Genomic DNA, 26174 nt, shown 5'->3' with positions numbered 1-26174 from the left:
TTGCGCTCCTTATCCGAAACGTCCGGTCAGGTAATCTTCAGTTTCTTTTTTCTGAGGGTTGGTGAAAATTTGGTGAGTTGGCCCAAATTCAACCAGTTTACCCATAAGCAGGAATGCTGTATAGTCCGAAGTTCTCGCTGCTTCCTGCATGTTATGGGTTACCAGAACAATGGTATATTGGTCCTTCAACGTTTTTATGAGCTCTTCGATACGGGCAGTAGCAATTGGATCCAGAGCTGAAGCTGGTTCGTCCATAAGCAATACTTCCGGTTCCACAGCTATGGCTCTTGCAATGCAGAGTCTCTGCTGTTGACCTCCTGAAAGTAGGAGTGCCGATCCATGAAGGCGATCTTTTACTTCATCCCAGAGCGCTGCTGCTTTCAGGCTTTCTTCTACTCTTTGAGCGATAGCCTTTTTATCTCTCCATCCCTGGATTTTCAAGCCATACGCCACGTTTTCAAAAATGCTTTTTGGAAAAGGATTGGGTTTTTGGAAGACCATTCCTATTCTCTGCCGCAACTTTACGGGATCCACACCGTTTCCATATATGTTCTGGTTTTCAAAGATTATCTCGCCTTGGATCCTCATATTTTCAAAGAAATCGTTCATTCTGTTGATACTTCTCAGCAAAGTCGATTTACCACATCCAGAAGGTCCGATTATCGCTGTAACTTTGTTTTCAGGTATGTCCAGATTGATGTCAAACAACACCTGTTTTTCTCCAAAAAAAACGCTAAAATTTTTTATAGAAATTTTTCCAGCAGGCATCTGACCACCCTTAGTTTTATTTCTCTTGGACAGCTTAAATTTAAGCAGTTTTCGCTTCAGAAATCAACTTGTCTTTTCTTTTTCCAATAACTTCTTAATTTTGTTTTTTCCAATCTGAAAGGCCTCATGGACCAGGGTTACTATTTCCCGGTCGGACAACCCTTTACTTTGCAGTAAGGCAACCATCCGCCCAATGCTTTCAATGCTGGTTTCCAATTCCACTTTTTCTTTCCCTTTCAGGACCAGGGTTATTTCCCCTTTTATCTGTTCATTTGAACCAATAGACCTCAGGATTTCATCCGTTTTTCCATACAGAACTTCCTGATGGTATTTGGTTAATTCTCGACAAAGAGCCGTATCTCTGTTTTCGATTTGGAGTATTTCTTGGAGGGTGTTGATAAGCCGGTGAGGGGCTTCATAGATGATTACCGTGTAGGGCGAGTTAAGCGCGTTTTTCAGCAAGTTTGCTCTCTCTTTCCTGTTTCTGGGCAAAAACCCCAAAAACAAAAATTTCTGGTCGGAAAAACCAGAGTAAACCAGGGCAAGTATCAATGCCGAAGGCCCCGGGAGCACCTCAAAGGCTATTTCTTCCTGGATTAATAGCTTAATTAGTTCTGCACCGGGATCCTGAATGCCAGGAGTACCTGCATCTGATACTACGGCGATGCTTCTTCCCTCTTTTGTGAGGGCTATGATTTTTTGTGAAGCATTCTTGAAATTGTGTTTGTGATAACTGAATAAAGGTTTTTTTATCTGATAGTAGTTCAGTAGTTTCAGAGTAACTCTGGTGTCTTCGCAAGCTACAAAATCAACTGTTTGTAAAGTTTCTAAGGTTCTTAGGGTTATGTCTTTGAGATTGCCAAGCGGGGTGGGGCAAAAGTAAACTTTGCCCCACCCCGCTCTATCTTGCAGACGCTTCATCCCTGTTTTTGTACTCTTTTTTACCGGTTTTCCTCGGCTCGGACCGGTACAAAGTAGGTTCTTCCTCCCCGATCAATCAGAAGCAACGCAACGTCCTGGGGCTTGATAGTAGCAGTAGCCTGGTACCAGTCTTCAAGGGAGGTAATGCGCTGACGGTTAACCTCTAATATGACGTCACCAGGTCTGAGTCCAGCTTCATCAGCTGGTCCGTTGGGTTCTACTGACACGATTACCACTCCTTCATTCCTGCGCAGAGAAAAGCGCTGGATGAGTTCAGGGTTGATTTCACTGACTTCCATCCCAAAGTATGCTCTGGGTGATACAGTAGGTATGCCCTCTTCCTTGAGTTCGCCAAGTGTAACCTGAAGCTGGATAATTTCTTTGTTGCGCCAGATTTCCAGGGTTACTTTATCGCCTGGTTTATGGGAACGTATGGTTTGTTGTAGCTTAGCCACGTTATCGATTTCTTGGTCATCAACTTTGAGGATTATGTCTCCTCTTAAAATACCACTTTTTTCAGCTGGACTATCCGGTGATATGTCAGCTACAAGTGCTCCTTTAGCTTCACTTAGGCCAAAAGTTTGTGCTATTTCTTCAGTAACATCCTGAATGTAAATACCGAGCCAGGCCCTTACCACTCTACCTTTTTCAATGAGATCGTCCAGAATTTCTTTAGCCATGTTGATGGGTACTGCAAAGCCTATACCCTGAGCATAGGGTAAAATGGCTGTATTGATACCTATAACTTCTCCCTTCAGGTTGAGCAAAGGTCCTCCACTGTTTCCTGGATTAATGGCGGCGTCAGTCTGCAGGAAATTTTCGTATTCTCTTCCTGAGTCTCCAGACTGGATGGGTCGCCCTTTGGCACTGAGGACTCCCACAGTAACCGTGTGAGAAAGTCCGTAGGGATTGCCTATAGCAATAACCCATTCTCCTACTCGGGCCTTGTCTGAGTCTCCGAGGGGAATGACCGGGAGATCGCTGGCATTTATTTTTACCACAGCGAGGTCAGTGAGTGGGTCAGCACCAACAACTTTTCCAGTGAATTCTTTGCCATCGATGAAAGTGACTTTGATTTCGTCAGCTCCTTCAACCACGTGATTGTTGGTAAGGATATATCCGTCGGAACGGAATACAAAACCCGTTCCTAACCCCCGTACCGGCACTTTCCGTTCATACTGGGGTGTGTCTCCAAAGAAGTATCTAAAGAACGGATCTTCAAAGAAGGGAGCGAAAGGAGAACGGTAGGTAGCCACCTTCAGAGTGTTGATATTTACCACTGCAGGACTGACTTTTTCCACCACGTCAGCAACCACATTTCCTTCACGCAGGGGCTGGGTAACTTGCGAGAAGACAGGCTGCACAAAAGAAAGAATTAAAATTACCAACGCCAAGCTTGAGACAACGAGTTTTCTTCTCAATTTCAACAACCTCCTTATCGAGATTTTAAAGAAGAGAAAAGCTGTAACACGTTTTTAAGAAATTCTTCCTGAAAAGGACCACTGATCAGAAAGTAGTGTCCTTTCTCTTCTTTGACCAGGGTAGTGGTGCCTTTTTTGAGGTATCTGGATACCGAGTTCAAGAAAAATAGTCGCTTTTCAACCAGAAATGGAAAAGGATTGTAGAACACCGAAACAAAATAGAGTCCATCAGTGTATACCAGATAGTGCCATATGCGACCGTTTTCGACTATCTTGTAAACTTTTTTTAGTTTAAAACCTGGCGGGAAAAAAAGAGGATACTTTTCTTTACGGTCTTTTTCTCCTGGTTCTTCAGGATACGGGTTTTTTACAGACCAGGTGTTTAATTGAGCAAGCTGGTTTGTATCCGGACTAAAGTCAATATATACGAGCTGGGCGATGCTTAGTGCCTCTCCTTGAGGAGAAAAATTGAAGACTCCCTTAACATTGTGTTCTTTATCCAGGAGAAGGACTTTCTGCACTTTTTGAGTTTCGCGAGAAACAAAAGCAATTGAGCCAGATTGCATTTCTATCAGATAGTTATCCAGAAGGGCGTCCAGATTATCGGGGTCAAGGAATTCAAAGGGGCACACGGCGGGATACGTTGCTATTTCTCGGTTCTCTTTGAGATTTATGACATGACGCCAGCCTTCAGAATCTATAAAAAGAAGATTTTCTTCTCCCAGGTTTCTCCACAGAATCCCTTTTTCTTTTATAAAAGCCACTTCATAGAAGGAGGCTTCTTTAGTAACAAGATTTTCCACCTTCCAAAAGCTCCAGAAGCTCTGCATGTGTTGTTTTTGATGGATTTCTTCCAGAAAAAGCTTCGCTTCTTCTGGGCTAAGTATTTTTGCCCAGGAGCTTGCAGACGAGGCAAGTATGAACAAACCAACAAAGAATGCTATTGTAGTAAATTTTTTTAATCTGAAGGTTTGCATTGTAGTTTAGTATCCTTCAGAAACTAACTTGATTTCCTGAACAATCAAGCGCCCGGTTCCTTGTGTAGACTGGGGGACGCTGAACTCAGCCCTTTCGGTGCTTAGTCCAAAGTGGATTTCAGTGAGAGACTGGGCAAGCTGTGCGTTAAAGTTTTCTTGTTGGAAATAGCTAAATATGCTCAGAACGACCAAAGAGGTCACAATGATTGCTGCAATCCATACCAGATTTTGCAAGGTGTTTGTCTTGCGAGCTCGTTTGATAATCTCTTCCGCGACAAAATGAGCTCTTAAAGGGGGTATGGCATTTATTTCAAAAGCATCTCTGAGTGCTCTCTTCATCCTCTGCACTTTCAGCATTTCACTGGTACATAGCGAACACTGTTTAAGATGGGTTTTAATCGCCTGGTATTCGTCGATTGGCAGTTCTTGGTCTAAAAAGGCAGAAAGTTTATTCTGCACTTCTGGGCAGTTCACGGTTAATCACCCCAGAAGAGAAAAACATCTTCTCCGTAAGCATTCTCAATCGCTTTTTTAACTTTTTTACGCGCTCTATGTAGTCGGGAACGGATGGTTCCGATTGGGCATTTAACAATGTTACTGGCTTCCTCATAAGAGTATCCCATCAGGTCACAGAGTATAATCACTTCTTTCATTCCTGAGGGAAGTTTTGCTATGATTTTTTTGATTTCTCCAAGCACCAGCTTACGCATGGTTTCTTTTTCAGGATCTGCAATGTTTTCCCTTTGGGGACTTGCTATATCCCAGGTTTCTTGTTGCTGGTCTTCCAGGCCTTCGTTGGGTGTCAGGAATTTCAACAACTTTTCCTTTCGAAGCTGCTGGCGATAGACGTTTAAAAGAATGCTGTTTACCCAGGTTTCAAAAGGATAGTCGGCATTGTAGCTTTTACGATATTTGAAAGCTCTTAAAAAAGCTTCTTGAGCTAAATCCTGTGCTTTATCGAAGTTGCCAACCAGATAGTAAGCAAAACCCAGTACTTTTTGCTGGGATTCCTGGATCTTTTTTTCAAACCACAGCTTTTCCGCTGTAGCCAGCTCACAGCTTTTGGCCGTGCTATCAGTTGTTTTTGCAAGGGGAATCATAAAAAATCACCATTTAGTAATGTTATTCTGTAACTATAATATCTACTTTCTCGATAAAAGTTCCTATAGAAAAAAGCGATTATAATCCTCTTCCCGAATTTTGACTTTTTTGCCATCCTCAAGTTCAAGGTGAATGGCACTGTGGATTACATCTACTTCTATTACTTTGGCTTCACCAAGAGGAGTAATTATTTTGCTCCCCTTGCGGGGCAACTGGTGGAGCAGTTTTTTGTAGAGGTAATACTCGAAATTGAGGCAGCACATTAGCCGCCCACAAAGCCCCGATATTTTGGCCGAGTTGAGGACCAAATTTTGCTCTTTGGCCATCTTAATCGATACTGGCTCAAAGTTGGATAAGAAACGACTGCAACATACTTCTCTACCACAGATTCCGCACCCACCCACAATTCTCGCTTCATCTCTTACCCCAAGCTGTCTCATTTCGATACGAGTGTGGAAGATAGAGGCTAAGTCTTTTACAAGCTGTCTGAAGTCTATTCTTCCTTCAGCGCCGAAATAAAAAATCAATCTACTTCGGTCGAGCGTGTAGTGAGCTTTCAGAAGTTTCATTTGTAGTTTGTATTCTTGTATTTTTTGCTGAGCAATTACGAAAGCCTCTCTTTCTTTAACCGTGTTTAACTCATATTGTCTGAGGTCGGTTGGTGTTGCGACTCTTATAACGGGCTTCAGATTTTCTGCTTGGTCAGCAGGCATGAGATGAGTTACGGCTTCCCCGATTTCCATGCCCAGTATGGTTTCGACGACGCATTTTTCCCCAGGATTGATGGGTAAGTTTCTTGCGTCAAAATGATAGATTTTCGTATTTCCGTAGAACTTTATTCCTATTTTATATCGCACCCTGGATTACCTCCTTAAGCTCGAGCAAAAAGTGTATCAATGCTACATCCTGGTTGACGTTGCTGTTAATATCTCGGTTTAGCTGTTCGATGTTTTCTATGAGATTATAAACGGTTTTCTCGTCAAATTCTTTTCCTTCTATGGTTTTCAGGATTTTTTCCTCCAGTTCGGTAAAGTAAAGTAGCTCTTTTTCCCTGAATCTCGAGTACATGAGCAGGTCTCTCAAGTAAAGCTCGAGAAGAGATAAGGTCTCTTGTAAGTTGGTTTTGGAAGCAAGCAACTTGCTGCCCATAGATAGCAAGGAGCTGATACTGGAAAGCCCGTCGAAAAAGTTTTCGATGAGCCGATACGGCTCTTCCTCCTTTTCCAGGATTTGCAAGGCTTTTCCTATGCTTCCCTGGGCTTTTTGGGCAACAGAGAAAGCCTTTTGAGAAGCTATACTCCGATTTTTGACCAGGAAAGACTCGATTGTTCTTGCTGGCAAAGGTGCAAAATACAGCACGTTGCAACGAGAAAGCAAGGTACGGGGCAAGTTTCTCATATCAGAACTTGTAAGGAGGATGATGCTTTTCGGAGGCGGTTCTTCCAGAGTTTTCAGAATGCAGTTTGCAGCTTCTTCGGTCATGGAGGTAATGTTTTCGATTATCCCGGCACGGTATCTGGCTTCTAAGGGTTTATAGTGGATCCATTTGTTGAATTCCCGTATCTGGTCGATTTTCAGAGTTTCACCTTCAGGAGTTAGTTTTAGAAGATCAGGATGAACACCTTTGTCAATCGAGACGCAACTTTTGCACTGGTCGCAGGACCCATTTTCACCAGGAGAAAAACAATTTAGAAGCTTTGCAAACTCCAGAGCACAGAGTTTCTTTCCTATACCCTCTTTTCCCACAAATAAATAAGCATGGGATATTTTTCCCGAAGCGACGGTCTTTTGAAGATATTCTTTTTGGAATTTATGTCCTACGATGTTTTCCCAGCTCAATTTCCTTTAAAACCTTTCGTAGTATTGGATGGGTATTTCTAAAAGGATTCCCCCTCCTCTCTCCACCTTTACTTTTTGGGGCAGATACGGTCCAAGCGGTTCGTTGACGGGTAACGTGGACTCGATGGTTTCTTCCCGTCGGGCACAGGTAGTACGGACCAGCTGTTTGACCTTTTCTTTAGTTTTTTCGTCGGTAGCTATCAAAAAAGTGGTGTTTCCTTCTCGTAAGAAACCTCCGGTGGAAGCAAGCTTGGTGAAGGAAATGTTTTCTTCTCTAAGCACTTCCGCCAGCCTTAAGGCATCTTGGTCTCGGACTACGCATATGAAGAGCGAAGTTAGTTTCATCTCGAGTCACTCACTTTTTGCTTTAGGAGGCTTTCAACCTCTTTTCTTATGTCCTCGAAAACTTTCTCTTTCGGTCTGCAGGAATTTATAACTTTTATTCGATGAGGGTTTTTCCTGGCCAGCTCCAAAAAACCCTCTCTAATTTCGTGCAGGAGATTTTCTTTCTTTTCAAACTCTTTTTCAAAACGTATTTCCTCGCGAGGCGTATGCGCAAAAGCCCTGCGGAGACCAACCTCTGGTGTCACATCAAGGAGAAAGGTAAGGTCAGGTTGCAAGTTTTCTGTAACCAGTTTATTCAGGTAATTTATAGTATCCAGTGGAATTTTTCTGCCATACCCCTGGTATGCCAATGTAGAATCGCTAAAACGCACGCAAATCACTATTTCACCCTTTTTTAAGGCTGGGTGGATAATTTTAGTTATGTGTTCTCTTCTCGAAGCTTCGAAAAGCAGGACTTCGGTAAATGCATCTATATCTCCACTTTCCGGATTCAAGAGAATAGATCTTATTTTTTCTCCCAAAGGAGTGCCCCCTGGTTCCTGGGTAAAAATGCAAGGGTAGCCCCTACTCCTCAGGTGTTCAAAGAGTTTCCTGGCATGAGTAGATTTGCCACTTCCCTCGATACCTTCAAAAGTTATAAAAACCCCTTTATCTACTTTTTGCATTGGTTTCAGTTTGTGTTTTGCTCGTTCAGACTGCGTGGATATATAATTACTCTGCGAAAAGGTTCTTCTCCTATGCTTTGTGAAAATAAATTGTATTTTTCGGCGATGCGGTGCTGCAGTCTGCGAACATAAGCATTAGACGGAGGAAGCTCGGCTGGTTCTCCCTGTTTCAGGACTCGATGAACAGCTTTTTCAGCTTCTAAAACTCCAGCATTGTCGGACATGGGTTCTTCGTAACCGAAAAGTTCCCTCACAAACTTTTGTACCTGGACGTAAGTGTTGCTTCTTATGACGTGAATGGGTATACCACGTTTTTCCGCTTCTTTGATTTTGCTGGTGCCTTTTCGGTAACGGCTTTTTAAAGTCAAAAGGATGTCGGCTGAATTCAAGTCTTCCACTACTTCAAGAGGAATTTTTAACTGGTTGATGGCTCTCTGTACATAATTTTTACTAACCGCAAACAAGTAAACTCTCAGAAACTTTGTTTTTGTCAACTCTGGGGATAAAACCTCTTCCACTGCCTGTGCTGCGAATACTTCTTGCTCCGAAGTTTCTTCTTGCTTCAAGACCTCTATAGTGCCCTTTTCGGTTTTCACTCGTATTTCCGGTTTAGGATCATACCCTCGTAACAAAAGGTCTACGGCCTGGGCTGTGTTGTGATAGATTCCCAGCGTGTCACGGTCACGAAGCTCAATTACCACATCAAAAGTAGGGATAGCTTTGCGCTCCAGTATGGCTTTTTGGGTACCTCTTCTTTTGGCTTCTTCGTCGCTCAGAATGACAGATTGCACACCACCTACCAGGTCGCTCAGTGTGGGGTTCAGTAGAAGGTTTTTCAAAGTGTTACCATGGGCAGTGGCAATGAGTTGCACTCCCCGCTCGGCAATGGTTCTGCACGCTCTGGCTTCTTCCTCTCTGCCAATTTCATCCACGATGATAATCTCTGGCATATGGTTTTCTACTGCTTCAATCATGACATCGTGTTGTCTCTCTGGCGAAGAGACCTGCATTCGCCTTGCTCTTCCTATAGCGGGATGAGGAATATCTCCATCTCCAGCTATCTCGTTTGAAGTATCTACTATCACCACTCTTTTTTGAAATTCATCGCTCAACACCCGAGCTATTTCTCTTAGTTTGGTGGTTTTTCCAACACCTGGTGGGCCAAGAAGCAAAATGTTCTTGCCTGATACAACCACATCGCGAATAATATCTATAGTCCCATACACTGCTCTTCCAACTCGTAAAGTGAGGCCAATAATATCTCCCAAACGGTTTCTGATGCAGGATATCCGGTGCAATGTCCTTTCAATTCCTGCCCGATTATCTTTGGTAAAAGAGCCTACCCTCTGTACTACGTAGTCGAGGTCTTCTCGAGTGGTCACATAGTCTTGGAAAACAACGAACCCCTTACTGAACCTGGCCTCTAAGGGTCTACCCAGGTCCATAATTATTTCTATCAGGTCATCGCAATTTTCCTGTTCTTCAATTACCGAGCGGATATGACCCGGTAAAACTTCAAACAATTTGGAGAGATTATCAACTACTCCGTATTCTCCTTTCATAATTTCTGTTTTTCCTCCCATTTAACTAATGAAAATTTAGTCCAATTCGGAATCCTGGGATGCGATTTACAGGATTTGCCAAAAATAAAAACACGTAATGCGTGGATTTTATTTCTCTCCCACCATATGTTTTAGCCATCCGCGGACGATTATATGTCAATTTTCAAAAAATTGGAATTCCCGCTTATTTTTAATAAAATAAATCTCATGGATACTCGTGGTTCCTTAAGAGTGCTGGCTGTTAGTGATAGAGTGGATCCTCGCATTTATAGCGTTTCTCTTCGTGAGCGCTTCAGTGACATTGATTGTGTGATTTCTTGTGGGGATTTGCCAGAATATTATCTTGATTTTATAGTTTCCTCTTTGAATGTCCCGCTGTTTTTTGTACATGGTAATCACGACCCTTCTGGCGGCAAACGATCCCTGGCGGGAGGTGTTAATCTGGACGAGCAGACCGTAATCTATCGTGGTTGTATATTTGCTGGTTTGGAAGGGTCTCCCTGGTATAATGGTAACTTGCATCAATATTCGGAGAGAGACATGTATTTTAAGTATCTGCGCTTGCTGCCAAAATTGTTCTGGAACAGGGTACGTTTTGGTCGCTACCTTGACGTTTTGGTAACCCATGCACCCCCTCGGGGCATGCATGAAGGACAGGATGCTGTACACAAAGGTTTTTCGATTTTTACCCATATTATAAGGAAATATCGCCCTAAATACCATCTGCATGGTCATGTGCACCTTTACGATCGTAGGCAAAGCCTGCAAGACCTTTTTTATGAAACTTTGGTGATTAACTGCTACAATTATCGGGTTTTGGAAATAGAAATACCCTCTGCAACTGGTGGTTGAAATTTTTCGGTGCTAAGTCGCTTTTAGAATTACCTGAGTTGCTAATTTGTGCTCCTATTTCAGGCTCTTTTTCTTGTGTTACAATGAAAAAGTGAACTAATGAAGCAGTAGTTGTTTTTTTTGGTACGGTGAGGAAAGAAGATTTGCTGGCAGAAATCCGTGAAGAAGTCAAAAGATGTTTCCGGTGTCCACTGGCTGAGCAACGCACTCAAACCGTTTTTGGAGAAGGCAACCCGGACGCCTTGCTGATGTTTATTGGAGAAGCTCCTGGAGAGGAAGAAGACCGTACTGGTCGTCCTTTTGTGGGCAAGGCTGGCCAGTTGTTGACCAGGATAATTCAATCAGTGAATCTTACCAGAGAAGAAGTGTATATTGCTAATATGGTTAAGTGCAGGCCGCCTGGGAATCGCAATCCTACCCTTCAGGAGATAGAGGCTTGCTTTCCTTTTCTTGAAGCCCAGATTGCGATTATAAACCCCTCAATCATAGTTGCTCTGGGTAGTGTTGCTGCTTCTTATTTGCTTGATACGAAGTTGCCCATCAGTAAATTGCGTGGTCAGTGGTATGACTGGAGGGGTGGCAAGAAGGTTTTCCCTATGTTTCACCCCAGTTTCCTTCTGCGGTATAATTCACGAGCACCTGGTTCTCCAAGATACCTGACCTGGTTGGATATCAAAGAAGTGAAGAAGATGTACGATTTGTTACGCCAGGCTTCTTAACTTGACCACCCACGGGGGGTCTATGGTATAATAGCCTGGATATTTGCGGGAGGTGGTTTTATATATGAGTTATTTTGATTCTATTAAGGCTTTTACCACAGAACAGGTGGTAAAACTAATAGTCAACTCTTTGCGTAATGTTTCAGATGAGACCATAATTAAACTCACTTATCTTGCTGAAAAATTGACGCCCATTCCCTATTACCGGGATCAAATTGCAGGGCTTCGCCGCATGTTTGAGGAAAAAAGACCTCAAATAGTTCTTGCCAGAAGGGTGCTTCAAGAAACCCATCCCAATGTTCGGGAAAAGCTAATGGTTAACCTTATAGTTAAAAGCATCCTGCTTGGTGTGCCTAAACGTCAGAAACTGGAAAAAGAACTGGGTTGTCAGGTTCCGTTCTTTTTCGTGGTTAGCCCCACCATGCGTTGTAATTTGAACTGTTATGGTTGCTATGCAGGCGAGTACCGCAAGGAAAGCGATATGCCCGTAGAGCTTTTGGATCGTATTTTTACCGAAGCCAAAGAAATGGGCATGCATTTCCTGACTATCTCTGGTGGAGAGCCGTTTATAAGGAAAGAGCATCTGGATCTTTTTGAAAAACACAACGATATATCGTTCCAGATTTATACCAATGGAACTCTAATTGACCGTGCCATGGCTAAAAAGCTGGCTCAAATGGGGAATGTCTATCCAGCAATCAGTGTAGAGGGGTACGAGGAAGAAACCGATGCGCGTAGAGGAAAGGGAACTTTCAAAAAGATTATGCAAGCTATGGAAGCGCTCAGGGACGAAGGAGTTATTTTTGGTTTCTCCATTACTGCAACGCGTCACAACACCGAACTGGTTTCCAGCGATGAATTCATGGATTTCCTCATCGATAAGGGGTGTTCTTTTGGTTGGTATTTCACGTATGTGCCAGTTGGTAAGAAGCCGGATGTTTCTCTTATGCCTACTCCGGAGCAAAGACTTCACCTCAGAAAGCAGGTACATAAGTTGCGCTATGAGAAACCAATATTTATTGGGGATTTCTGGAATGATGGTCCCTATGTTGGTGGCTGCATAGCTGGAGGTAGAAGATACTTTCATATTAACAACTCTGGTGATGTGGAGCCTTGTGTCTTTTGCCATTTCACCGTTGACAACATTAAGGATAAATCTCTTAAGGAAGTCATATCTTCTCCATTTTTCCGGGCTATTCAGGAAAGACAACCTTATGATAATAATTTGATGCGTCCTTGCATGCTAATTGATGTTCCTGAAGTTTTACGTGAAGTGGTAGAAAAATACGGTGCGCGTCCCAGCCACGAAGGTGCGGAGAGCTTAATTACTACTCTGAAAGATGACGTAGATGCTTATGCTCAAGCCTTCAAGAAACTGGCTGACGAAATATGGGAGACTGAATACAAAGGAACCATTTATTACAAAGATTACAAGACTGAGCGGCAGGAATATTTGCGCAAGCTTCAAGAAGAAGCCATGAAAGAAAAAGAAAAGAAGGAAAAAGTAAGAGTCTGAGTTAATAGGTTAATTTTGCTGAGGCGGAGCTTCTCAATAAAAAAGCGGGGGTTAACCCCCGCTTTTTTATTGAGTTACGGTTTTCTTGAGTGCTCTCCACCCAATATCTTTTCGATAATACATATCTTCAAAATGGATTCTTTTGACTGCTTGATAGGCTTTGAGAGCAGCTTCTTCCATTGTTTTGCCTCGACCACAAACGTTAAGCACTCTCCCACCCGAGGTAAGGAAGAGACTGTCTTTTTTGGTGGTCCCAGCGTGGAAGACAAGCACATCGTCTTCAGGCAGATTTTGAAAGGCCTCGAGCCCACTGATGATTTTTCCAGTCTCGTAATTTCCAGGATAACCTTTGCTGGCCAGAACCACACAGAGTGCTGCTCTTTTATCTTCTTTGATTTTTAAATGGTGCAACTTTTGGTCGATAATTGCGGTTTGTATTTCTATCCAGTCATTGGCAATGCGGGGCAGAACTACCTGGGTTTCTGGGTCTCCCAGCCGTACATTAAACTCGAGCACAAAAGGCCTTTTTCTGGCGTCTATCAGCAAACCCGCATAGATGATTCCTCGGTAATCAAGTTTTTCTTTCTGGATGCCTTCTACCAGGGGCTGGAAAATTTCTCGCTCTATTTGTTGAAGCAGAGTTTCTTCCACGCTGGGTACAGGCGAGTAAGCACCCATGCCCCCAGTGTTAGGTCCCGTTTCCCCTTCTCCCACTTTTTTATGATCTTGAGAAATTGGAAGGCGGAGATATGTTTTGCCGTCGTAAACAGCCATTACCGTAACTTCTTCTCCTTCCAGAAAATCTTCAACAACTACCCTTGTCCCGGCGTCCCCAAATTTTTTCTGAATCATCAGTTCCCAGAGCGTGTTTTTAGCTTCACCAAAGTCATTGACGATGCTGACGCCCTTTCCCGAGGCAAGGCCGTCGGCCTTGATAACCGCGGGATAGTTATGAAGGTACTGAAAATATTCTATTGCCTGTTGGTAATTATCAAAAACTCGGAAAGGTGCAGTGGGTATGGAATATTTTTCCATAAAGTTTTTGGCAAAAACCTTACTGGATTCAAGCATTGCTGCTTTTTGGGTGGGACCAACAATTTTGATGCCGCTTCCACGAAAAAAGTCCACTATGCCCTGTGCCAGAGGTGCTTCTGGCCCCACTAAGACCAGGTCTATTTCCTGCTCTTTTGCAAAAGCAAGCATATCGTCAAACGAAGAAAGGGTCGCACATTCGCCTATTTCACTCATTCCACCATTGCCAGGTACGCAAAAAATTCTGTCAACATCTTTGTTTTGCTTTACTTTCCAGGCTATGCAGTGCTCTCTTCCTCCACTACCTATAATCATTACCTTCAAGGTCATTTTCACCTCTTTCGGAGAACTTTTCTGCCCTTGACCTCTAATCTTCCTTCCAGGAAAAGCTTTACTGCTTCTTTGTAAATGCGATGTTCATGCTGGAGAATTCTTTCTGCAAGGCTTTCTGGTGTATCGTAGTCTTCGACTGGACAGCATTCCTGAAGAATTATCGGTCCCGTGTCCATTCCTTCATCAACAAAGTGTACTGTGCAACCACTGACTTTGACTCCATATTCTACAGCCTGCTTCTGGGCTTCTAAGCCCGGGAAAGCCGGCAAGAGAGAAGGATGGATGTTCATGATTTTGTGCGGAAAGCTTTTAATTATTTCTTTGCCAAGAATCCTCATATAACCTGCAAGACAGATAAGGTCTGGGTTTTCTTCTTGCAAAACGGCAAGCAGCTTCTTTTCGTATTCTTTCTTGGATGGAAATGACGCATAGTCGAGAACCACGGTTGGAATACCGGCAAGCCGGGCTCTCTCCAGAGCGTAGGCTCTGGGATTATCGCTGATTACCAGAGAGATGTATCCGTTAAAATAGTTTTCTTTTGAAGCATCGATAAGAGCCTGTAGATTAGTGCCTCGACCCGAAGCGAGAACTACTATTTTTCCAAGGTTATCTGTCAACTAAAATCACCTTCCCGTTCCCAGGTATTATTTCTCCTATCAAATAAGCTTTTTCGCCTCGAGTAGAGAGAATTTCCAAAGCTTCATCTATCCGCGTTTTATCGAAGATCATAACCATGCCTATGCCCATATTAAAGACTCTCCACATTTCTTTTTCAGGGACGTTTCCCAGTTTTTGGAGGAAGGAGAAAATAGGCATCTCAGGGTATGCTGCTTTCTCGATTCGGGCGTCGCAGTCAGGAGGTAGGATGCGGGGTAAATTTTCTAAGATGCCTCCTCCTGTTATGTGGGCAATGCCTTTGGGGGGACAATTTTCAAGGAGTGGTAAAATCAGGGACACATAGATACGGGTAGGTTCCAAAAGGAGCGAACTCAAGGTTTTGCCTTCCCATTCCTGGTTGTAGTCTATGTGATTTTCTTTCAGAATTTTACGAACCAAGGAAAAACCGTTGCTATGCAAGCCTGAAGAAGCAAGGCCAATTACTATATCCCCTGGTTCAATTAGCTTCCCATTTATAATTTTTTTCTCTGCCACTTCCCCTATAGCGAAACCGGCCAGATCGTACTCTCCTTCCCGGTACATATCAGGCATTTCGGCTGTTTCTCCACCCAGAAGAGCACAGTGCGCGCTTTTGCAGCCTTCCACTATACCTTCGATGACTTCTTCCAGGACTTCTATTTCAAGCTTTCCGCAGGCAAGGTAGTCCATAAAAAAAAGAGGTTTTGCACCTACACAAAGAAGGTCGTTAACACACATTGCTACCAGGTCTATGCCTACCGTACTGTTTTTTCGAGTTTTCTGGGCTATTTCCAGTTTGGTACCTACCCCGTCACAAGTGGCGGCTATGCACATCTGGTTGGGGTGGTCGGGTATGCGGAAGACACCAGCAAATCCACCTATGCCTTCCACTACCTGTTCTGATTTTATCAAAATCTGGGCGCGATGAGCTATTTTTTTGACAAATTTGTCAGCAAGCTCAATGTCCACGCCTGCCTTTTTGTAGTTCCACTGGCTCATTTTTATTCCTCCAGACCTACTCTTTTGAATATATAATCCACATGTTTTATGAAGTGGTCATAGCTAAACATTTTTTTCAAATCTTCTTGCGAGAAGTGTTTTTGAATGACGGGTTCTTCCTGGAGCGCTTCCTGAAAACTCAAATTTTCGTTTTCCCAGGTTCGCATTGCTGCTTTCTGCACCACTTCGTAAGCCTGTTCCCGAGTTAATCCTCTTTTAACAAGTTCGAGCAATATTCTTTCTGAGAAGACCAGACCCCTGCTTTTTTCAAGGTTTTTTTTCATATTTTGAGGGTAAACTACCAGGTTATTAAGGAGCCTTGCAAAGGTGTTCAGCAGGTAATCAGCGAGTATGAAAGAGTCAGGGAGAATGATTCTTTCTGCTGAAGAGTGAGAAATATCTCTTTCGTGCCATAAGGGGATGTTTTCAAGGCTGGTTACCAAGTTACCTCGCAGTACTCTACTTAGCCCACATATCTGTTCTCCTGTAATAGGATTTTTTTTGTGAGGCATAGCTGAAGAGCCTTTTTGTCCTGCTCCAAAGCCTTCTTCCACTTCTCTTATTTCGGTTCTCTGGAGATTGCGTAATTCAGTAGCGAATTTTTCAAGGCTGGTGGCAACCATTGCTAAGGACCAGATTACTTCAGCGTATCGATCGCGTTGGATTATCTGGCTGGATACGGGAGCAGGAGTAAGTCCCAGTTTTTCACATACGTACTTTTCAACTCGAGGATCGATATGAGCATAATTACCGACAGCTCCGGATATTTTTCCTACACTTATGGTTTCTTTAGCTTGCTGTACTCTGGTTCGGTTTCTTTGCATTTCTGCATACCAAAGAGCCATTTTGAGACCAAAAGTGGTTGGTTCGGCATGAACCCCGTGGGTTCTTCCTATCATGAGAGTGTAGCGATAGGTAAGAGCTTTATCTTTAATGGCTTCCAATACAGTGTCTATGTCTTTGAGAATGAGTTCACAGGATTCTTTCATCAAGTAAGCGTTGGCGGTGTCCAACATATCGGAGGAGGTCATACCGAAGTGCAGGAAACGGGCTTCCGGGCCTATGCTTTCTGAAAGAGTGGTCAGGAAAGCGATAACATCATGTCGGGTCCTGGCTTCAATTTCTTCCATGCGAGAGGAAGAAAATGATATTTGGTTGCGCACTTTTTCAAGTATTTCTCTGGGGAAAAGACCCAGCTCGCACCACGCTTCAAGGGCAAGCATTTCGACCTTCATCCACACTTCAAAGCGGTGTTCATCGCTCCAGATTCGGCCCATCTGGGGAAGGGTATAGCGTTTGATCAAAGGCTGTTCCTCCTCTCGGGGTTCTCTTTTTGAGGAGTCCCACAATAGGGACAATAAGACATCTCCGGACTTATATTTTGCCCACATGATGTGCAAAAGATTTTTTCTCTTTTGAAGCTAAGCAACTTCTCCTTGATTTCTTCTATTTCTTCTTCCAGAGAAAGCACTTTTTGGTAGTATTCCTTGAACTTTTCTGTGTCAAGCTCATTTTTGCGGTAAAGTTCGTAAACCTTTGCTCCCAGCTCTTCAATGCTTTTACGACGTTCTCTGTATAAAGACCGTAACTTTAAAAACATACTCAGTATCTGCCACCATTTCCTGGGAGAGTCATTTTTAACCATTGGCTAATCAACTCCAAAATTTTAGCAGCTATCAGTCTACCATATTATTATAGCTTCTGCATCGTGATTTACCCTTCATTCAGAAACCTTTTGTAGGTTCTTTCTTTGTTTTAATGATTGTTTTAAGGCCCTCAAGAGAGAACGACGGTTGGTGGAAAAAATTTTTCCACCCTTTGACTTTTAGAGTGGTCGCTTGTATAATGAAATCGAGGCATTGAAGCCTTGAAAGATGTTTTGCCACATGGTGTGGCGTAGAAGCCCTCAGCGTGGGGACGTAGCAGTCCCGGCTGGGGGTTTTTTATTTACCTTCTCTCAATGGCGAGCTCTAACCAGCGGCGGGTTTCCTCTGAATCCTTAAAGAAAGGAGCTGGTTTCCCTTGTTCCGAGCTCGTTGGTTGTTTTCGATAGTTTTGGTTTCAGGTGTTCTTTTGGTTAGTGCTTTTAGCATGGCTTTTGCGGTGGATGCGACAGGACAGGTTACTCTTGAAAACGACCCTGCTCTTCCCGTTGACTATGTGTGGGTTTTAATCTGTGGATTCCTGGTATTCTTCATGCAGGCGGGCTTTGCCATGGTTGAATCAGGTTTCTGCAGGGCAAAAAATGCCACCAATCTTTTGAGTAAGAACTTGATTGATTTCGTAGTTGCTTCGCTCACCTTTTTTGCTATAGGATACGGTTTTCTTAAGGGCAACGATGTGGGTGGATTTATTGGTTCTGGTTTCTGGTTTCTTCGTGGAGGTGCTTACGATGTGGGTACTTACCTTGACTTTTTCTGGCAACTTGTTTTTTGCGGTACAGCGGCTACCATTGTCTCAGGAGCAGTTGCGGAACGTTTAAAGTTTTCGGCATACCTTGTTTATACTTTCTTTGTCAGCCTTTTCATATATCCGGTTTATGCGCACTGGGTATGGGGAGGAGGTTGGTTGTCCCAGTTGCCGTTAGGTTTGGGACACATTGACTTTGCCGGCTCAGGAGTAGTACACGCTTTGGGAGGCATGGTAGGTTTGGCTGGGGCCATAGTGCTTGGTCCACGTTTTGGTAAGTATGGAAAAGATGGCAAACCCCGGGCTATTCCTGGACACAGCATAACCCTGGCTGCACTGGGTACTTTTATCCTCTGGTTTGGCTGGTTTGGGTTCAATCCCGGAAGCACCTTTAGTGCCCACCATCTGAGGATTGCAGTGGTTGCAGTTAACACCAACCTTGCTGCTGCAGCAGGTGCTATGAGCACTCTGCTTATTATGTATTTAAAAACTCGCAGGTGGGATCTGGGTATGGCACTCAATGGAGCCTTAGGGGGTTTGGTTGCCGTTACTGCACCATGTGCCTGGATTGAAGGCTGGGCAGCAGTAGTGATTGGAGCGGTGGCCGGTCTTATCGTGGTTGGTGGCGTTTACTTTCTCGAGTCGCGAGGTGTGGATGATCCGGTTGGAGCAGTAAGCGTCCATGGATTTAACGGTCTGTGGGGTTTGCTCAGTATAGGATTGTTTGCAGACGGTACTTATGGTCTTTATTCGCTGGAGGCTCCATACGTTACCGGCCTTCTGTACGGTGGTGGAATAGGACAGTTCCTTGCCCAGCTTATAGGAGCAGTAGTTTTGGCTGCCTGGAGTTTTGGGTTAGGGTTTCTTCTTTTCAAATTAATGGATCTCGCCTTTGGCATTCGCGTTTCTCCCGAAGAAGAACTTCAGGGATTGGACATCAAGGAACATGGTACTCCTGCCTATCCCGAGTTTACGCATCGTCAGACCTTTATAATCAGGTGAGGGGGAATCTAAAATGATAAAACTGGAAATTCTGATACGGGAGGAAAAGGCCCAGGAAGTGGTTGGGGTCCTGGAGCAGATGGGTTATCCTGGTGTTACCATTTACCAAGTTGAAGGGCGAGGTTCTCAGAGAGGATTGGTGGAACAGTTTCGAGGACGGGCGTACGAGATACTATTTCTTCCTAAGGTAAAGATTGAAGCAATTGTGCGTGATGCTGATAAGGAAAAATTAATTGAAGCCATCACTAAGGTGGCGCGTACTGGAGAAATTGGCGATGGGAAGATCTTTGTTTCTCCAGTTATGGATATAGTACGTATCCGCACCGGGGAAAGTGGGGAACAGGCCCTTTAAGTAAGGAGAATTTGGAACCAGGACATAAGAGGGAAGCCCGGGTTTCCCTCTTATGTCCTGAAAGGCGTTAATTCCCTCTTCTGGAAGCTGGCTAAAACTTCTATCGGTCTCACTCATTAGTTATATTGACGCTTTACCACGCGGAAAAGATTGGTTTTTTACATTCTTTTACACACAGAAAATTGAAATCAGCTTTTACATATGCTATCCTTAAAACATCCTATCAAATAGTTTCAAGGGGGGAGGATTGTGAAAATTTCCTGCAAAGCTTTGCTCGCTGTGGTGTTGGTCCTGCTTGTTTTTTCGGTAGCCTGGGCTGCAGAAAAGACCTGGCAGTCTCAAGAAGGTGAATTTAAGGGCAAAACCATTACGGTCTTAATTACTGATCCTCATACAGCAGTAGTTGAGGCCTGGAAACCCGAATGGGAAGCTCTGACAGGAGCAAAAGTTGAAATAATCGTTGTACCCTACGCATCCTTGTTCGACAAAATGATGACCGATTTCATTACCGGTACCGGGGCTTATGACCTCATTTGCTGGCCTTCCACCTGGGCCGGGGATGTTATGGGCGGAGGATGGGTGATTCCGCTTGATGATTATATGAAGGAATATGGCTACCCAGGCTGGGACGATGTGATGCCGGCCATTAAAGTGGTAGTGTCCTGGGCTAACAAAGTTTATGCTTTTCCATACGATGGAGATTGTCATATGTTTTACTACCGCAAAGACGCACTGGAGAACCCCGATTATCAGGCGCAATTTGAGGAAAAATATGGGTACCGCTATAACGTTCCTCCCAAGACTTGGGAAGAAGTAATGGATATTGCCGAGTTTTTCAACGGATGGGACTGGGATAACGACGGTGAAACAGAGTATGGTTTTGCGTTTATCGCCAAACGTAAAACCCAGGCTATGTGGTCCTATCTCGACTTTGTGATGCAGTATGCAGCACAGCCGGGAGTTGCTCCTTTCTTTGACCCAGACACCATGGATCCTCTGGTTGCAAATCCTGGCTGGATTGAGGCTATGAAAATGATCCAGAAGGCTACTCAGTTTGCCCCTCCGGGCCTTTTGAGCTATGGGTATAGTGAGCTTCGACAAGCTTTTGTTTCAGGTAACTCTGCAATGGCTATTGATTGGGGAGATATTGGTATTATGGAACAGTCTCCCGAAGAGTATGGCAGCAAGGTAAAAGGATTGCTTGGTTATGGTCCACTTCCCGGAGCCAAGAAAACCTATGATTTCAAAGAAGGTAAATGGGTTGAAGGTTACAACCAGGTGAACTTCTTGAACTTTGGTGGTTGGGTGTTCTCCATTTCCAAATATTCTAAAAATCCTTTAGCTGCTTACAAGTTTGCTACCTACTTTACTGCTCCAGAACGAAGCATTCTCGATGTTTGCGGAATCCATGGTTATACTGGTGCTAATCCCTGGCGTCTCTCCCATTTCGAAGATTTGGATAAATGGGTTGAGGGAGGTTGGAGCAAAGAATCGGCAGAAAAGTATCTCAACACTATTCGTACCATCCTTTCTGATCCCAAAGCGGTTACTGATTTGAGGATTCCTGGAGCTGCGGAGTACTACGATTATCTGGATTTGCATCTTGCCGAGGTTCTTTCAGGACAAACTGAAGCGGAGGCAGCCTGTAAGGCAATATATGAAGACTGGGTAAAAATTACTGAAAACTATGGTAAAGAAGCGCAGCGCAAGCTTTATCGAGAATCGCTGGGCCTTGATTGAAATCAAAAAGGCCGGGCTTGAGCCCGGCCTTTTTGGTAAATAGCCCTTTTCAGGCCACACTGGAGGTGGTTCGGTTTGCGCTCTTTTTCCAGAAGTCCAGTTAAGTTTCTTTTCTTACTACCTGGCTTAGGTTACTTAGCAGCTATGGCTGTTTTTCCAATGATATGGTCTTTGACGTTGAGCTTTCAACGCTGGAAGGCAGCAACCGCTGCCCCCCGAGTCTTTATAGGTTTTCAAAACTTTTATAATATCCTTTTTCGAGATGCTCGTTTCTGGAACAGTCTACGCTTTACGGTTTTTTATGTAGCTCTGGTTGTGGTTTTGGAACTTTTTCTGGGTTTACTCCTTGCCTATATTCTTAACGAACGCATCCGTTTTCGTAATTTTTTCAGAGTGCTTTTTCTTTTGCCAATGGCCTCTCCACCTATCGCCGTGGCGTTCATATGGAGAATGCTCCTTAATCCTGATGCTGGCATTGTGAAGGTGATTCTGGGCGGTTTGGGAATAAACGTGGTGGACTGGCTTACCAATGCCCGACTTACCCCCTTCGTTTTGATTGCTGTGGATGTCTGGGAATGGACGCCTTTTATGTTCCTGGGTTTGTTGGCGGCGTTTCAATCCTTGCCTGTGGAACTATACGATGCAGTCTCTGTAGACGGTGCCTCCCGTTTTCAGGCTTTCAGGTATGTTACTTTCCCTCTGCTCTCCCCCATTATGGTTACCTTGGTTCTTTTGAGAGCGATTGATGCCTTTAAACTTTTTGAACTGGTTTTCGGTATCACTGGTGGAGGGCCTGGAAGTAGTACGGAATCTCTTTCCTACTATACCTATACGGTAGGTTTCCAATATTTTGATCTGGGTTATGCCTGTAGTCTTTCCTGGATCTTTTTGGTTATCGTTCTGGTGATTTCTTCTTTCCTCTTGCAGAGATTGCGTAAGGAGGTCTGACATGGGGAGGAAAAGGGTCTCCGGTTTTTATATTTTTGCCTGGATAGTACTGATTCTTTTCTCGGTGTGGACTGTTTTTCCATTTTTTTGGTCTGTGATCACTTCCTTCAAGTCTCCTGGGGAGCAATATTCTTCAGCTTTTCTCCCCTTTTTGCAATTTAAGCCCTCTACTTATGCCTGGAAAGTTGTGCTTGGTGAGGCAGAAGGAGAACGTACTTTAAGAGGATTAAAGAATAGTGTTTTGATTTCCTCAATAAGCTCACTCATTGTTCTTTTTCTGGGCGCGTTTGCTGGTTATTCTCTATCCAGGTTTCGTTTCAGACGCTGGAAAAACAAGGATATTGCAGTATGGATTCTTTCCAATCGTATGTTCCCACCTATCGCCGTAGCTATTCCCTTCTTTCTGATCATGCGTACTTTGCGATTACTGGACACTCTTCCAGCTATTATTATGGCCCACACGGTTTACAATTTACCTCTTGCAATATGGTTGATGATGGACTTTTTTAGAGAGTTGCCTGAGGAGGTTGAGGAAGCAGCTCTTATTGATGGTTGCTCAGCTCTTCAGGCGTTTTTAAGGGTTGCTCTTCCTTTAGCCCTACCTGGCATAGTTGCTGTGTATATACTGTGCTTTATATTTTCCTGGAATGAGTTCCTGTTTGTAGTGACTCTCTCTTATAGAAATACTATGACCATGCCAGTCGTCATTGCAGGAACTTTGACTGTTCGTGGGCTGGACTTCTGGAAAGTTTCTGCGCTTTCTTTGCTCTCTATAACCCCGCCGGTTATTCTGGCGGCACTGACTTCTCGTTACCTCATAAGAGGACTCACTCTTGGTGCGGTTAAGGAATGAGTTGGACTTTTCGAACGGAGCAAGGTCGAATTGGCTATGAAAAAGGTGCTTTCTCCTTGTAGTTTTGTTAAACTATTTAAAACTCCAATGGAATGGAGGGAAATGCGTTGGAACTCAAGCATCTTATGGTACCTACGGATTTTTCCAAGTTTTCAGACTTGGCAATTCGCTACGCTTCTTTTTTAGCAAAATCGTTTAATGCCAGATTGACTCTTCTTCACGTTTTGACTGTTAGTGAAGTTAACGCTTTGACTTCGCAACCGGGCAATCCCTGGGAAAACGTGGTGGAGGAATTTAATAATCGCATGTATGAAGAATTTCTGGATAACACTATTGATAAAGAAGCAATCACGGTTAATTTTGAAGTTGCGGTTGGAGACCCTGCAGAAGAGATAGCAAAATTTGCTGAAAACAACGATGTGGATATGCTGGTCATGGGAACTCACGGACGCACTGGATTAGCCAGTATATTTCTGGGTAGTGTTACAGTAGGCGTTATCAAGAGGACCTGCGTACCGGTTACGGTTGTCAAGTGTTTTGAGGCACTCAAAGAATAAATAGGGAGAGGGGCGTTTTACTGCCCCTCCCGTGTCGGATTGCCTGATTATTTTATGGCTTCCAGTTCTTGCTCAAGAATTTCTGCAGCGTTTTCTCTGGGTTTTCGATAAACAAGATTTTCCTTTTGAAACGGCAGTTTCTCCTGGAAAACAGGTTTCTGTTCTTTGTAAAAGATGCCAAGGGGTATCTTATCTCCCCATTCCAGGGCTTTGCTGAAGGCTTCCTTTTTGTTGCCACAATCAAAGTTTTTGGGTAAATAGTACACTCTCTTTTTATACCAGTCATAGGTATTGATTTTGTTGAAGGTTACACAGGGCTGCAAGACATCAACGATGGCGAGTCCCCTCCAAGTAATTGCTTCTTTCAGGATTTTGGCGAGCTTGTCTGGATCTCCAGCGAAGCCGCGCGCTACAAAACTTGCTCCCTGCGATATCGCCAGGCTTAGCGGATTAAGGGGCTGAGCAAGGCTTCCAAAGGGCTGGGTTTTGGAAGGAAAGCCTTCTGGAGATGTGGGTGATGCCTGCCCTTTGGTGAGTCCATAGACCTGGTTATTATGAATAATAACTGTAATATCCGGATTCCTTCGGATTGCATGGAGAAAATGGTTACCTCCTTCGCCATACATGCATCCGTCTCCAGATTCTGCAATGACCACCAAGCCGGGATTAACAGTTTTAATTGCCAGAGCTGCAGGAATACTCCTTCCATGAAGACCGTTAAAGACGTTAACTTTAAGGTAATGTGGTATCTTGGCGGCCTGGCCGATTCCTGAGGAAATAACCACCTGTTCGGGTTTGAGCCCAAGCTCGAGAAGTGCTTTCTTAAGGGACCGAAGGATGCCAAAATTTCCACATCCTGGACACCAAGCAATGGGCACTTGATTGTCAAATACATTTTCGTTCATGATAGTTCCTCCTTTATTTTCGCCAGGAGTTCCTCCACGAAAAAGGGTTTTCCGTTAAATTTGTTTATCCTCTTTCTGAAGGGGGTAAGTGTTTTTCGCTCTAAAAGATTTGCCAGTTGGCCACGATAATTGTTCTCTATCACCACGGGGTCAGGCAATTCAGAGAGCGTTTTAAAGGTGTCTTCCGAGAGAGGATGAAGTTCTGAAAAATGGAGGTGGCCTATGTCCAGACCTTCTTTTCGAAGTGCCTGGCAGGCTTCTTCAACTACTCCAAAAGTGGATCCAAAGCTAATAAGCGTTGCTTGCTTTCCCGGCAGGTAGTGGGGTTGAGACAACTCTTTGGCCATCAATGGTTCTTTTTTCATCCTTTTCCGGTGCATTTTAACTCGTATATCAAGGTCTTCAGTGAGGTGACCCTCCTCGTCGTGTTCATCGCTATCGGCTATCACGGTTTCTTCTCCAAAGCCAGGTATGGCTCTTTGCGATACGCCGCTTTCAGTCAGTAGGTAGCGTTTATAACCCCTTTTTGCTTCAACCCAGTAGGGTCCGGTGGGATGTTCTCTAAGTTCTATCTTGGAATACGTGAACTTGGAATCAGCAAGATACTGGTCAGTCAATATGATTGTTGGAACCTGGTATTTGTCAGCCAGCTCAAAAGCCTTGATGGTCAGGTTAATCGCTTCTTCAGGAGTAGAAGGAGCAAATACAAAGCGGGGAAACTCATCGTGTGAGGCATTTAATACAAAATCCAGGTCTCCTTGAGAAGTTCTGGTGGGTAGACCAGTGCTTGGTCCAGGACGCTGGGCATCAACTATAACGATTGGGGTTTCGGTCATTGCTGCGAGTCCCAAGCCTTCACACATCAAACAGAAACCACCTCCGGATGTACCTGTCATGGCTCTTGCTCCAGCAAAGGAAGCCCCCACTGCCATATTGATGGCACTGATTTCATCTTCAGCCTGTTCTACAACTATCCCGTATTTGGCGCTTTGTGCAGCCAGAAAGTTCATTATGCCTGTTGAAGGGGTCATTGGATATGCGGCGTAGAATGAACAACCAGCGATTATTGCTCCTAAAGCTATGGCTTGATTTCCGTTCAGGATAAATCTGGCTTTTTCTTCTGGGTCGATTGAACCGAGGTTTTTTCTAAAGTGGAAGCTTTGTCCTATTTTAGAGCCTTTTTGCAAAGCCTGTTGGTTTTTGATTATTACTTCTGGTCCTTTTTTTGCAAATCGTTTCTCGAGGTAGGGAAAAGCAATTTCTGGCTCGAATCCCAGCATAGAGAGCAATGTTCCCACTGCAATCATGTTGGCGAATACTTTGGAACCTATTTCCTGAGCTAACGCTTCAAAGTCGAGCTTGAAGAAATTAGTAGAGTTTAGGTGTGAATCCGGTATTTTGCCTATACCAATACCTTCTTCACCCAATTCCTGGTGGTGGAGAAAAAAGCTTTCTTCGTTTAAAGCAATCAGAATATCTACTTTCTGTGTCATCGCTTTTAACGGCTGGTTGGAGATTCGTATCTGTGTAAAGTTGTGTCCCCCTCGTATCCTCGACTGGTAATCCTCAGTGGAAAATATATACCAGCCTTTTTCTAACAGGGTTTTGCTCAGTACTTCACTGACCGTTTCGATGCCCTGTCCAGCTTCACCAGCTATTTTAATGTTGACTTCCAAAGCTACATGCCCCCTTTTAAGGTGTAAAAATAGCTTTTAGATGAAA

The 26174-nt window shown here is 43.9% G+C and carries 27 protein-coding genes; 9 read left to right on the top strand and 18 right to left on the bottom strand.

The window, feature by feature from the left end:
• Positions 1–9: 9 nt before the first annotated feature.
• The 11 genes from pstB to QBE54_RS05420 all read right to left on the bottom strand — a co-directional run bounded on the left by pstB (position 10) and on the right by QBE54_RS05420 (position 9599).
• Positions 10–768: a phosphate ABC transporter ATP-binding protein PstB gene (pstB, locus tag QBE54_RS05470; protein ID WP_369019327.1), complete on the bottom strand. Its 759-nt coding sequence runs from the start codon at positions 766–768 to the stop codon at positions 10–12.
• Between the two features lie 63 nt (positions 769–831).
• Entirely contained in the window at positions 832–1689 is an 858-nt protein-coding gene (gene rsmI / locus QBE54_RS05465; protein ID WP_369019326.1) for a 16S rRNA (cytidine(1402)-2'-O)-methyltransferase, read from the bottom strand.
• Positions 1690–1709: 20 nt separating this feature from the next.
• Positions 1710–3110, bottom strand: coding sequence for a DegQ family serine endoprotease (locus tag QBE54_RS05460; RefSeq protein ID WP_369019325.1), 1401 nt, complete (start codon positions 3108–3110; stop codon positions 1710–1712).
• A gap of 14 nt (positions 3111–3124) precedes the next feature.
• Entirely contained in the window at positions 3125–4036 is a 912-nt protein-coding gene (locus QBE54_RS05455; protein WP_369019324.1) for a hypothetical protein, read from the bottom strand.
• Between the two features lie 57 nt (positions 4037–4093).
• Positions 4094–4561 (bottom strand): anti-sigma factor, encoded by a 468-nt coding sequence (locus tag QBE54_RS05450; protein WP_369019323.1) that lies wholly within the window; start codon positions 4559–4561, stop codon positions 4094–4096.
• Positions 4562–4563: 2 nt separating this feature from the next.
• Positions 4564–5187: an RNA polymerase sigma factor gene (locus QBE54_RS05445; RefSeq protein WP_369019322.1), complete on the bottom strand. Its 624-nt coding sequence runs from the start codon at positions 5185–5187 to the stop codon at positions 4564–4566.
• Positions 5188–5250: 63 nt separating this feature from the next.
• Positions 5251–6045, bottom strand: a complete 795-nt coding sequence (locus QBE54_RS05440; RefSeq protein WP_369019321.1) for a stage 0 sporulation family protein — start codon at positions 6043–6045, stop codon at positions 5251–5253.
• Positions 6035–7027, bottom strand: coding sequence for a DNA polymerase III subunit delta' (gene holB / locus QBE54_RS05435; protein WP_369019320.1), 993 nt, complete (start codon positions 7025–7027; stop codon positions 6035–6037). Before holB ends, QBE54_RS05440 begins: the two co-directional genes overlap by 11 nt.
• A gap of 6 nt (positions 7028–7033) precedes the next feature.
• Entirely contained in the window at positions 7034–7372 is a 339-nt protein-coding gene (locus QBE54_RS05430) for a cyclic-di-AMP receptor (RefSeq protein ID WP_369019319.1), read from the bottom strand.
• Positions 7369–8037, bottom strand: a complete 669-nt coding sequence (tmk, locus tag QBE54_RS05425; RefSeq protein WP_369019318.1) for a dTMP kinase — start codon at positions 8035–8037, stop codon at positions 7369–7371. Before tmk ends, QBE54_RS05430 begins: the two co-directional genes overlap by 4 nt.
• 5 nt (positions 8038–8042) lie before the next feature.
• Complete coding sequence (locus tag QBE54_RS05420; RefSeq protein WP_369019317.1) at positions 8043–9599, bottom strand: R3H domain-containing nucleic acid-binding protein; 1557 nt, start codon at positions 9597–9599, stop codon at positions 8043–8045.
• Between the two features lie 207 nt (positions 9600–9806).
• Between QBE54_RS05420 and QBE54_RS05415 the strand changes: the two genes are divergently transcribed.
• The 3 genes from QBE54_RS05415 (at position 9807) to QBE54_RS05405 (ending at position 12686) form a co-directional block, all read left to right on the top strand.
• Complete coding sequence (locus QBE54_RS05415; RefSeq protein ID WP_369019316.1) at positions 9807–10451, top strand: metallophosphoesterase; 645 nt, start codon at positions 9807–9809, stop codon at positions 10449–10451.
• 128 nt (positions 10452–10579) lie between these two features.
• Entirely contained in the window at positions 10580–11170 is a 591-nt protein-coding gene (locus QBE54_RS05410; RefSeq protein WP_369019315.1) for a uracil-DNA glycosylase family protein, read from the top strand.
• A 64-nt stretch (positions 11171–11234) separates the two neighbouring features.
• A complete protein-coding gene (locus QBE54_RS05405; protein WP_369019314.1) occupies positions 11235–12686 on the top strand; it encodes a radical SAM protein in 1452 nt (483 codons plus the stop codon).
• Between the two features lie 66 nt (positions 12687–12752).
• On the opposite strand, the gene purD is transcribed toward QBE54_RS05405, so the two are convergent.
• Genes purD through QBE54_RS05380 form a run of 5 tightly spaced genes read right to left on the bottom strand, consistent with a single transcriptional unit; the run spans position 12753 to position 17331 of the window.
• Positions 12753–14048 carry a phosphoribosylamine--glycine ligase gene (purD, locus tag QBE54_RS05400; protein WP_369019313.1) on the bottom strand — a complete coding sequence of 432 codons (1296 nt, stop codon included), beginning with the start codon at positions 14046–14048 and terminating at the stop codon, positions 12753–12755.
• Between the two features lie 2 nt (positions 14049–14050).
• On the bottom strand, positions 14051–14668 hold the full coding sequence (purN, locus tag QBE54_RS05395; RefSeq protein ID WP_369019312.1) for a phosphoribosylglycinamide formyltransferase: 618 nt from the start codon (positions 14666–14668) through the stop codon (positions 14051–14053).
• Positions 14658–15686: a phosphoribosylformylglycinamidine cyclo-ligase gene (gene purM / locus QBE54_RS05390; RefSeq protein WP_369019311.1), complete on the bottom strand. Its 1029-nt coding sequence runs from the start codon at positions 15684–15686 to the stop codon at positions 14658–14660. Before purM ends, purN begins: the two co-directional genes overlap by 11 nt.
• A 2-nt stretch (positions 15687–15688) precedes the next feature.
• Positions 15689–16990 (bottom strand): adenylosuccinate lyase, encoded by a 1302-nt coding sequence (gene purB / locus QBE54_RS05385; protein ID WP_369019310.1) that lies wholly within the window; start codon positions 16988–16990, stop codon positions 15689–15691.
• Complete coding sequence (locus QBE54_RS05380) at positions 16987–17331, bottom strand: zinc ribbon domain-containing protein (protein WP_369019309.1); 345 nt, start codon at positions 17329–17331, stop codon at positions 16987–16989. Before QBE54_RS05380 ends, purB begins: the two co-directional genes overlap by 4 nt.
• Before the next feature lie 446 nt (positions 17332–17777).
• Between QBE54_RS05380 and QBE54_RS05375 the strand changes: the two genes are divergently transcribed.
• The 6 genes from QBE54_RS05375 (at position 17778) to QBE54_RS05350 (ending at position 23547) form a co-directional block, all read left to right on the top strand.
• Positions 17778–19097: an ammonium transporter gene (locus tag QBE54_RS05375; RefSeq protein ID WP_369019398.1), complete on the top strand. Its 1320-nt coding sequence runs from the start codon at positions 17778–17780 to the stop codon at positions 19095–19097.
• 13 nt (positions 19098–19110) lie between these two features.
• Entirely contained in the window at positions 19111–19449 is a 339-nt protein-coding gene (locus QBE54_RS05370) for a P-II family nitrogen regulator (RefSeq protein ID WP_369019308.1), read from the top strand.
• A 249-nt stretch (positions 19450–19698) separates the two neighbouring features.
• On the top strand, positions 19699–21189 hold the full coding sequence (locus tag QBE54_RS05365) for an ABC transporter substrate-binding protein (RefSeq protein ID WP_369019307.1): 1491 nt from the start codon (positions 19699–19701) through the stop codon (positions 21187–21189).
• 159 nt (positions 21190–21348) lie between these two features.
• Positions 21349–22137 (top strand): carbohydrate ABC transporter permease, encoded by a 789-nt coding sequence (locus tag QBE54_RS05360; protein WP_369019306.1) that lies wholly within the window; start codon positions 21349–21351, stop codon positions 22135–22137.
• Between the two features lies 1 nt (position 22138).
• Entirely contained in the window at positions 22139–22990 is an 852-nt protein-coding gene (locus QBE54_RS05355) for a carbohydrate ABC transporter permease (RefSeq protein WP_369019305.1), read from the top strand.
• A 107-nt stretch (positions 22991–23097) separates the two neighbouring features.
• Entirely contained in the window at positions 23098–23547 is a 450-nt protein-coding gene (locus tag QBE54_RS05350) for a universal stress protein (RefSeq protein WP_369019304.1), read from the top strand.
• A gap of 47 nt (positions 23548–23594) precedes the next feature.
• Here the strand turns inward: QBE54_RS05350 and QBE54_RS05345 are convergent, their stop codons facing one another.
• Both QBE54_RS05345 and QBE54_RS05340 read right to left on the bottom strand, forming a co-directional pair.
• Complete coding sequence (locus QBE54_RS05345) at positions 23595–24452, bottom strand: thiamine pyrophosphate-dependent enzyme (RefSeq protein ID WP_369019303.1); 858 nt, start codon at positions 24450–24452, stop codon at positions 23595–23597.
• Positions 24449–26128 carry a 2-oxoacid:acceptor oxidoreductase subunit alpha gene (locus tag QBE54_RS05340; protein ID WP_369019302.1) on the bottom strand — a complete coding sequence of 560 codons (1680 nt, stop codon included), beginning with the start codon at positions 26126–26128 and terminating at the stop codon, positions 24449–24451. Before QBE54_RS05340 ends, QBE54_RS05345 begins: the two co-directional genes overlap by 4 nt.
• Positions 26129–26174: the final 46 nt, after the last annotated feature.

It is taken from the genome of Thermatribacter velox (genome assembly GCF_038396615.1).
Taxonomy (GTDB): Bacteria; Atribacterota; Atribacteria; order Atribacterales; family Thermatribacteraceae; genus Thermatribacter; species Thermatribacter velox.
This window is presented reverse-complemented; position numbering and strand designations above follow the sequence as displayed.

Bases quoted from the DNA above. Each gene is read 5' to 3' on its own strand.
- pstB (WP_369019327.1), bottom strand. From the start codon at position 768: ATGCCTGCTGGAAAAATTTCTATAAAAAATTTTAGCGTTTTTTTTGGA.
- rsmI (WP_369019326.1), bottom strand. From the start codon at position 1,689: ATGAAGCGTCTGCAAGATAGAGCGGGGTGGGGCAAAGTTTACTTTTGC.
- QBE54_RS05445 (WP_369019322.1), bottom strand. From the start codon at position 5,187: ATGATTCCCCTTGCAAAAACAACTGATAGCACGGCCAAAAGCTGTGAG.
- QBE54_RS05430 (WP_369019319.1), bottom strand. From the start codon at position 7,372: ATGAAACTAACTTCGCTCTTCATATGCGTAGTCCGAGACCAAGATGCC.
- tmk (WP_369019318.1), bottom strand. From the start codon at position 8,037: ATGCAAAAAGTAGATAAAGGGGTTTTTATAACTTTTGAAGGTATCGAG.
- QBE54_RS05420 (WP_369019317.1), bottom strand. From the start codon at position 9,599: ATGAAAGGAGAATACGGAGTAGTTGATAATCTCTCCAAATTGTTTGAA.
- QBE54_RS05415 (WP_369019316.1), top strand. From the start codon at position 9,807: ATGGATACTCGTGGTTCCTTAAGAGTGCTGGCTGTTAGTGATAGAGTG.
- QBE54_RS05405 (WP_369019314.1), top strand. From the start codon at position 11,235: ATGAGTTATTTTGATTCTATTAAGGCTTTTACCACAGAACAGGTGGTA.
- purD (WP_369019313.1), bottom strand. From the start codon at position 14,048: ATGACCTTGAAGGTAATGATTATAGGTAGTGGAGGAAGAGAGCACTGC.
- purM (WP_369019311.1), bottom strand. From the start codon at position 15,686: ATGAGCCAGTGGAACTACAAAAAGGCAGGCGTGGACATTGAGCTTGCT.
- QBE54_RS05380 (WP_369019309.1), bottom strand. From the start codon at position 17,331: ATGGTTAAAAATGACTCTCCCAGGAAATGGTGGCAGATACTGAGTATG.
- QBE54_RS05375 (WP_369019398.1), top strand. From the start codon at position 17,778: ATGGCTTTTGCGGTGGATGCGACAGGACAGGTTACTCTTGAAAACGAC.
- QBE54_RS05370 (WP_369019308.1), top strand. From the start codon at position 19,111: ATGATAAAACTGGAAATTCTGATACGGGAGGAAAAGGCCCAGGAAGTG.
- QBE54_RS05360 (WP_369019306.1), top strand. From the start codon at position 21,349: ATGATATGGTCTTTGACGTTGAGCTTTCAACGCTGGAAGGCAGCAACC.
- QBE54_RS05355 (WP_369019305.1), top strand. From the start codon at position 22,139: ATGGGGAGGAAAAGGGTCTCCGGTTTTTATATTTTTGCCTGGATAGTA.
- QBE54_RS05345 (WP_369019303.1), bottom strand. From the start codon at position 24,452: ATGAACGAAAATGTATTTGACAATCAAGTGCCCATTGCTTGGTGTCCA.